The organism is Candidatus Melainabacteria bacterium RIFOXYA2_FULL_32_9 (genome assembly GCA_001784615.1).
Taxonomy (GTDB): domain Bacteria; phylum Cyanobacteriota; class Vampirovibrionia; order Gastranaerophilales; family UBA9579; genus UBA9579.
In genome coordinates this window covers 1-8512 of sequence record MFRQ01000134.1, presented here as the reverse complement: position 1 = coordinate 8512, position 8512 = coordinate 1, and the positions used below count along the sequence as shown (strand labels likewise).

5 protein-coding genes and 1 tRNA gene are annotated in these 8512 nt (G+C 32.6%); 3 read left to right on the top strand and 3 right to left on the bottom strand.

Annotated features, from left to right (window positions below; all coding sequences use genetic code 11):
• Window positions 1–122: 122 nt before the first annotated feature.
• Complete coding sequence (locus A2255_00075) at window positions 123–1121, bottom strand: hypothetical protein (protein ID OGI17888.1); 999 nt, start codon at window positions 1119–1121, stop codon at window positions 123–125.
• Between the two features lie 150 nt (window positions 1122–1271).
• Here A2255_00075 and A2255_00070 point away from each other — a divergent pair, with 150 nt between their 5' ends.
• The 3 genes from A2255_00070 (at window position 1272) to A2255_00060 (ending at window position 6801) form a co-directional block, all read left to right on the top strand.
• Window positions 1272–2546 carry a hypothetical protein gene (locus A2255_00070; protein ID OGI17887.1) on the top strand — a complete coding sequence of 425 codons (1275 nt, stop codon included), beginning with the start codon at window positions 1272–1274 and terminating at the stop codon, window positions 2544–2546.
• 19 nt (window positions 2547–2565) lie between these two features.
• Window positions 2566–4161 carry an EmrB/QacA family drug resistance transporter gene (locus tag A2255_00065; protein OGI17886.1) on the top strand — a complete coding sequence of 532 codons (1596 nt, stop codon included), beginning with the start codon at window positions 2566–2568 and terminating at the stop codon, window positions 4159–4161.
• A gap of 141 nt (window positions 4162–4302) precedes the next feature.
• Window positions 4303–6801 (top strand): hypothetical protein, encoded by a 2499-nt coding sequence (locus tag A2255_00060; protein ID OGI17885.1) that lies wholly within the window; start codon window positions 4303–4305, stop codon window positions 6799–6801.
• Between the two features lie 209 nt (window positions 6802–7010).
• Here A2255_00060 and A2255_00055 read toward each other — a convergent pair whose 3' ends face one another.
• On the bottom strand, window positions 7011–8027 hold the full coding sequence (locus A2255_00055) for a hypothetical protein (GenBank protein ID OGI17884.1): 1017 nt from the start codon (window positions 8025–8027) through the stop codon (window positions 7011–7013).
• A 56-nt stretch (window positions 8028–8083) separates the two neighbouring features.
• Window positions 8084–8165: transfer RNA gene (locus A2255_00050), tRNA-Leu, on the bottom strand.
• Window positions 8166–8512: the final 347 nt, after the last annotated feature.

Genomic DNA, 8512 nt, shown 5'->3' with positions numbered 1-8512 from the left:
CTGTTTATGACTGATATAAATAAAGCCGTAATTTACTTAATATTTTGTAAATAGATTACAGGGTTTATTTGATATATAAAAGCCCTCTAAATGAAGATCATGGCTTTATAGTATGAAAAATATTAAGTAATTGATTCATCTTTATCTAAGGATAGTATTTCTTCTATAATAGGAATAATACTATCAGCATTTTCAGGGTTCCATATACTATGATAAAACTCTTTAAATATAGGTTCGTATGTTTTAGCTGCAGGAATTAAGCCAATACATATAGAATGTTTTCTTATTAAATTGGCTAAATGCAAAGGCCCTGAATCATTTCCAATATATCCACTTGCGTATTTAAGCAATTGTGCTACTTGAGTGATATCGAGTTTTTTTCTTAAATCAATAAAATATGTCTTATCAGGAATAGAGGGTTTATCGTCTATTCCTATAAAAATACAGGGAATATTGAAATTTTTATGAATTTTATCAGCTAATTCAAGGAAATTATTCTCAGGCCAGCGTCTATTTGCGTCAACTTTCTTTCCGTAAGCAGCTTCCATACAAATAACCATATATTTGGAGTTAATAAATGGAGGTTGCCAGTTGCTAAATTCCTTAATAGGGGTTAATGAGTCAGAATTAAACTCAAATGTCGACAAAATTTGCTCACTAGAATATCCCAAATCCAGGCAAATTCCAAAATAACTGATAGCAGCCATTGAAAGCTGATATTTATCCTGCAAGAAAGTTACGAGCTCGTTTGATAATCTTTCCTTGGTATTATTGAAAATTAAATAATCTAAGTCATTAGAATATTTATATTTACCTGAAGAGCATCCATAAGAGGTTTTTGCATAATAGCCAAGATTTTGGCTTGAATTATATAGAAAGAAAGCTTTATCAGGTGGACTTATCCAGGATTTTAACTTTGTTAGCAGATTTATTTCTTTTGTTGGAAATAAATCAAATGATTGAATTATTTTAGCTGTTACTTTAGCTGGAAATATAGTTATTTTTGAATTTTCAGGCCCATACTTATTCAGCAATTGTTTTAAACAAGCAATTGCGGGTAAAGTTAAAATTGAATCTCCAATCCGATTAGGAAGAATAATATTAATATTATTTGTATGCATGTCCTGTGTTATCCCTAGTTTACTAGTTTTATTGTAATACAAAAAAATAAAGTCAATTTTTTATGTTTAATATTCATTATTAAAGTAATTAGTAATGTTATTTTCTGCTAAAATTAAAATTGGTTCTAAAAGTGATAGTGGAATTTAATTATGTTAGAAACTCCTGGCCAACAGGTTGAAAGTCCTGTTATTATCGAGAAAATAGAGAAAACAAATAGGAATCGTAAACATTATCGTGTAATTATAGTGGCTATATTATTAATTATTGGTGTAATTATTGGAATAAAACATGTTATGCATGCCAGTTTACACCAATCTACCGATAATGCATTTATAGATGGCCATATAATACAAATTAGCCCTAAAGTTTCAGGAATTATTTCTAAGGTTTATGTTGATGATAACTATAAAGTGAAAAAGGGAGAGTTGCTTTTTGAAATTGATGATAAAGATTATTTAGCAAAGTTAGAACAGGCTAAAGCCTCATTATCTGCTGCTATTGCTAAAAAGAAAGGCGCAAATATAAATGTTAGACTTACTGATATAACTTCTTCTGCAAGTGTGAAACAGGCAAGTGCTGATGTGGATTTTTCCAGATCTAGCGTTCAGGCTGCCCAAGAACAGATATCGGTTTCACAGAGTAAGCTAGAAGAATCCCAAGCTAAAGTAACTGCTGCAATGGCAGATGATAAGCTTGCAAAACAGGATTTACGCAGATTTAAGGGTTTATATGAACTAGGAGCTGTATCAAAACAACAATTAGATACAGCTATTGCAAATTCACAAGCAGCAAAAGCAAGATTAAATGCTGCAAAAAAAGTTGTGGAAAGTTATAATTATTCTTTAAATCAAGCTAAAGCTCAATTAAAAGCAGCTTATGCTGGTATTGAACAGGCGATGGGACAATTAGAAAAAGCAAATACTGTTCCTGAAAATGTAGCTATCAGCAAGTCACAGCTTGAAACCTCAGATGCTGAAATTAAACGATTGCAAGCTGCACTTAGGCAAGCTGAATTAGACCTTTCTTATACAAAAATCCACGCTCCCGCATCAGGTTATGTAACACGCAAAGTTGCAGAAAATGGTGCATATGTTCAAACAGGCCAAGTGTCAATGGCCATCGTCCCTGCTAATGTATGGGTTATCGCTAATTATAAAGAAACTCAGCTTACGAACATGAAGCCTGGACAGCCGGTTATTTTAAAGATAGATGCATATCCTCATAAAAAGTTTAAAGGACATATAGATAGCATACAATATGGTACAGGATCACGTTTTAGTCTTTTACCACCTGAAAATGCTGTTGGTAGTTATATAAAAGTCGTGCAGCGTGTTCCTGTTAAAATCGTTTTTGATGAACAGCTTGATTCTCGTTATGTGCTTGCTCCCGGAATGTCTGTAGTTCCGGAAGTTAAAGTAAAATAATTAAGTTTAGATTTAAATAATGAGTGAAGATAAAACAAATTTAAATATTGATAATTCAGATCAAGAATGGAAACCAAGAATAAGCCCCTGGATTATTGCAATTTCAGTAATGCTTGCTACTTTTATGGAAGTATTAGATACTTCTGTCGCCAATGTTTCATTACCTCAAATGGCAGGGAGCTTTTCTGCTACTACTAATGAGGCAACCTGGGTATTAACAAGTTACCTTATAGCAAATGCAATAATTCTTCCTTCAGCTGCCTGGTTTGGTAGCTATTTTGGACGAAAGAAATTTTTTATTGTATGCATTGCTATTTTTACTCTTTCATCACTTATGTGCGGAATTTCATCAAGTCTTGGAATGTTAGTAATGGCCCGTATTTTTCAAGGATTAGGCGGTGGTGCTTTGCAGCCAATTTCACAAGCTATTTTGTTGGAAAGTTTTCCAAGATCACAGCGTGGACTGGCAATGGCTGTATTTGGAATGGGAGTTGTTGTTGCTCCAATTATTGGACCTACTCTTGGGGGATGGATAACAGATAATTATTCCTGGCATTGGATCTTTTTGATTAACATTCCTATTGGAATTATTGCAATTATAATGTCACAAATATTTGTTGAAGATCCTCCTTATATTAAAAATGCTAAATCCAGCAGGATTGATTTTGTTGGATTTGGATTTATGGCTATATGGTTAGCAACTTTACAGATTATATTAGATAAAGGGCATCAGGCTGAGTGGTTTTCAGCCCCCTGGATTTGCTGGTTTGCTGCTATTTCTGCTATTTCTTTTATAACGTTCATTATTTGGGAATTACGAGTGAAAGAACCCATAGTTAATTTACGCATTCTAAAAGACCGTAATTTTGCTATAGGAGTGATCTTAATGACTGTGGTTGGAGCTATTTTATATGCAACACTTGCAATGCTACCATTATTTTTGCAAACTCTTATGAACTACGATGCACAAACTAGCGGTTTAACTATAAGTCCTCGAGGAATAGGCTCTTTCCTGACAATTGTTATTGTTGGGCGAATTTTTATAAATAGAATAGATAATCGTATTTTAGTTGTTGCAGGCTTTTTAATGCTTGGAATTTCAAATTTTATGCTGGGAAATATTAACCTGAATATCGGAATAGGTAATGTTATATGGCCTAATGTTCTTTCAGGGGTTGGACTGGGACTTATTTTTATCCCTCTAACAAATTTAACCTTTAGTACATTAAAAAATGAACTTATCTCAAATGGAACCGGAATATTTAATTTAATGCGTAATATCGGTGGAAGCATCGGAATTTCAATAGTAGCCAGCTTAATATCAAGATATTCACAAATCCAGCAGAACTATATGGTTTCTCATTTAACTCCTTATGACCCGATATATCAGCAAAAGCTCCAGGTGGCTGGACAGTATTTATCTCTAAAAACAGGAGTTGTGACGGCTACACATCAAGCCCATGCATTATTTTATGGAATTTTGGTTAAGCAAGCTACTTTATGGGGATTTATTATTAATTTTCGTTTGTTTGGAATAATTTGCATATTATTAATACCGCTTATTTTCTTCTTTCAAAAGATTAAAACCTCTAACGATCAGGTTAATATACATTAAAGCTTTTAATTTAGGGATTATTTATATCTCATAACTTAACTAATTTTTGTAACATTGGCCTAATTTTTTTAGCAACTTTTCTTTTTAGGCAACTTTAAAAACATGTCTGTCTATGAGTTTTTATGAGAGAGTGGTGTTAAAATGATAAAGCCAATTCAATTAGAGCCCAGAATAACAGAAGAAAAGTTGCTATCTAGCAATCAGAAACAATCATCGCCTTTTTTTAAAGGTTTAAACGCTGATACAGCAAAATTTGACTTACACAATAATAATATTGCTTTTCGTCAGAACGGTAAAGTTATAAATGTTGTTAGTTTTACCGGATTAAAAAATCCTTTAGAACAACAAAAACCCGCTATTCAAATGAGAGTTGCAGGTGTAAAAAACCACCAAAACTCAATGACAGATCCTACTTTTGCTCCTAAAGATAAAAATGTGCAAGAATTAGCTGAAAGTGACTGGAAAGATGGACAAGAACTGACTTTTAAAATAGCTAAAGCAAAAAATGGTCAACGCATTGCTCTTATAGATCCCAATATTGGAGAAATTGGTTATGTACATAAAGAAATAGCTGATATTATTATGCCTGCTTTAAAGAGGAATCCTAAGGATTTTAAGTTTGAACTCTCAAACGTTATTGCAGGTATGGGTAAAGGTGCTGAAACTATTGGGTTAAGAGTTAATTTATTATATACCGGTAATGATGAAAAAAAAGCACAAGTTGGAGAAGTTTTTAATAAAGTCTTAAACAATCCTGAATGTTCGGAATCAGCTATGTTATATCAGCCTGAGGCTTCTCCTGAAGAAGTTCTTAGTGTTATCCTTGATAAGGATCCAAAAGCGAAAGAAATTATTAATAATATAGTTCGAGAAATCAAGGATCCATCTAATAAAAGGATTTTAGTATTAGGACATTGTAAACCTGATGGTGATACTTTAGGTTCAGCATTAGCACTTAAAAATGCTATTAAATTAATGGACTCTGAAAGAAAAGTAGATGGAGCTGTGGATGATAAGATTCCCGGTTTATTCCGTCATAAGTTACCAGGAATAGATGGGGAAATTAAACGTCCTTATAATCCAGAATTTAAACAAAAACTCGAAAAAGAAATTACCAGCTTAAAAAATGGTGAGCAAAACGATCAAACTAAAGGACAAATTGAAATTCTTGAAGATGAACTGGAAGAATTAAAAAATCCTGAAGATTTTCTAAATCCTAAAGATAAATATGATTTAGTAATATTATTGGATGTTCCTACTCCTGAAAGATTTACAAACCAGTTTAAAAACTATATTGAAGGCGCTAAAAAAGTAATTTATGTGGATCATCATCCACACAGGCCTGCTGAATGGGATAGAAAAGCTTCTCAAACAGGCTTAGATATGAACAAAGTTCATAATAACAAGTTAGCCTGGATTGCTGATACTGTACCGGCCGCTACTCAGATGGTTTCTATAATTGCCAATAAGCTTTTACCACAGATGAATGACATTGAACAAGGTAAGATTTCACCTCAAGAAGCATTTAATAAACCCGGACAATTGGATAAATTTAAGGCTTTCGTTGCAAGTATAGTTACGGGAATTTCGACAGATACCGGTTCTTTCTTGAGAACAGCTAATTTATTACCTGAACATATGAAAATGCCTGTTCAAAAAAGACCTAATTTTATGCCTGAAGGTGAATCCAAATATCTTATGAACATGACTGATGGTGTTATTAATAAAAAGTGGTTACGTGAAGAAATTAATTACGATATTTCTGATGGAAAAGTCGATAAGTTAAAAGGTTCAGCACGTGATTTAATGTTAGAGTACTCTTTAAAAGGCCTAAAAGTATACCCCGATTCTAAGTTAAATACACCTGATCTGGGTCTTGGAATTGTTGAAGTTGACTATGACAAAATGTATGATGTTTGGCATTATGCTCGTGAAGCCGAGAAACAAGAAGGTAAAAAACCTGAAATAAATTTCTTGGACGTTCAAAACAGCTTTAAAATAAATGAAATCACAGGTACATTACGTGCAAATCCTCTTAAACACAAGCCTGAAGATCATGGAGTCAAAAAAGCAGCTCAATATGAGAGTGATTATGATGCTGACAGAATTGCCATATTAATTTGTCAGGATAAGAAGGCCGGTAGATTGGATGAAAAATTAAATATAGCATCAAATAATGGCTTACGTTTATCCTTGAGATCACAAGAGGGTACAATATGGGCTGAATTGCTTGCTAACTTATTTGGAGGTGGTGGCCATGGCGATGCTTCAGGAGGTAGAGTAGATTTGCCGGGCATTAATTTAGATAGTAAATTAGCTGTAAAAATTAATGGTGAAATAGAAAGAGACCCTGCAACTGTCTTGAAAAAATTAAAAAATAACCATGAAATTATGAATAACGTTAAGCTTACTAATGCAGAAAAACAAGCTAAAGTCAGCAAGATTGAGTTAACTATGGATTCAAACGGTAGAACCTGTTCAGAGTTAATCGCAGATTTAGTCAAAGAAATAAGATCCACCCAACCTAAAGAGAATAATGATAAATCCTCTAATAAACATAAAAAGAATTTATCTTTTAGTGGAAACAAAGTAATTTCGATAAAAGAATTTATTCCGAAAATTTTTGCAAAAAATAGATAATACTAATTTTTGTCAAAAATTTTTAAGCAGGATGCAGAGTGAGTATGTTTTCGGAGGAAGCCTATGCACCATGTCAATTTGAAGGTGCATCAGCGACGCAGAAAACATTCTCACTCTGCATAATTAATTGGTCAATCTATTATTCCAATAATGCACCAGTGCTTGCTTGATTAATTCATCAAAAATTTTGAAACATTATACTAATATTTCTAACATTTTCTGCTTATTACATAAAGTGCAAGGTCTTTTAAGGCTTGCTTATATGGGCTATTTTCAATAACATCTAATGATTTATTTGCTAAATTAATATAATGTTTTGCTAATTCTTTAGATTTCTCTATTCCGTTTGTTTGTAGAACTAGATTTAAAGCTGTTTTAAAATCTTCTTCGCTCTGGAATTCTTGCTTAATTAATTTGCTAAGAGTAAAATCACCCTGTTTTTCATATTCTTCAAGAGCAAATATAACTGGAGCTGTAATGATACCGTCTTTTAAATCTATTCCAACCGGTTTACCAGCTTCAGCTTCAGTTGAAGTGAAATTAAGTATATCATCTATTATTTGAAAAGCGATACCAAAGTTTAGCGCATAATCTCTTGCTGCTTTGACTATTAAATTATCAACTGCCGGAGTTAATATAGCTGCACATTCTGCACCTGCTATAAATAAATTGGCTGTTTTTCTTTCAGATTTTTCAATATATTGATCAAAAGAGGTGAGTTGATAACTCAGAAATTTTTGCTGAATTTCTCCTTCACAAACCTTACTCATAATATTGGCAAATATTTCTATAACAGAATAATTTTTTACTGCTGCCAATTTAATGAGAGACTTGGAAAGGAGAAAATCTCCTGCAATTATTCCTGTTTTGTTATCCCACTTTTTATTTATGGTTGATCTGTTTCTTCTTGTCTCAGTTTCATCAATAATGTCATCGTGTACAAGAGTGGCTGTATGGATTAATTCAAGAGCTTGGCCCAGTTTAAAATGATTTGCTGAGAGATACCCTTTATTTAAAGCTTTTGCAAATAAAAAACTTATTGCAGGTCTTAACCTTTTTCCACCAGCCTGAATAACATATTGAACTATCTTTATTAAAAGAGGGTTATTATCAGCTAAATCTTCTATTAATCTTTTTTCTAATAAAATTAATTCTGAATTTACCGGTTCTAATATATCTGATAGTTTAATTTGCTCTTCTGAGAACTGTTTTATATGGTTTAGCATTAATAAATTTCCATTTATTTAGCGATATAAGGATTTTAATTTATAAACTAAAAAATTGGGCGAGGGGAGACTCGAACTCCCACAGGGGTTACCTACTAGTTCCTAAGACTAGCGCGTCTGCCATTTCGCCACTCGCCCATTTATTTATACATTTTTTAATCTAACACCTATCGTGGATTATAGTCAAGGAATTATTACTCTCTATACCAGAATGAGTTAGTTTTCGATAAAACCGGCAAAGCCGCTTTTTCCGAAAACGTCGCTCCCGCTTTGCAATACCGTTTCTCAAAAATTATTTCATTTATCGATTACTTTTTACAGACGGTATAATTAATAAGAAGAATTTTTTTAAATAAAGTTTCTATCAAAAACATTTTTAAGGACAGCAAAAAAAATACTTATGTATTTTTTATTGCGTACTTAGAACCTATCCGACAAAAATTTTAGAAAGAACCATAACGCAACAGGCAATATGAATAAAGGCT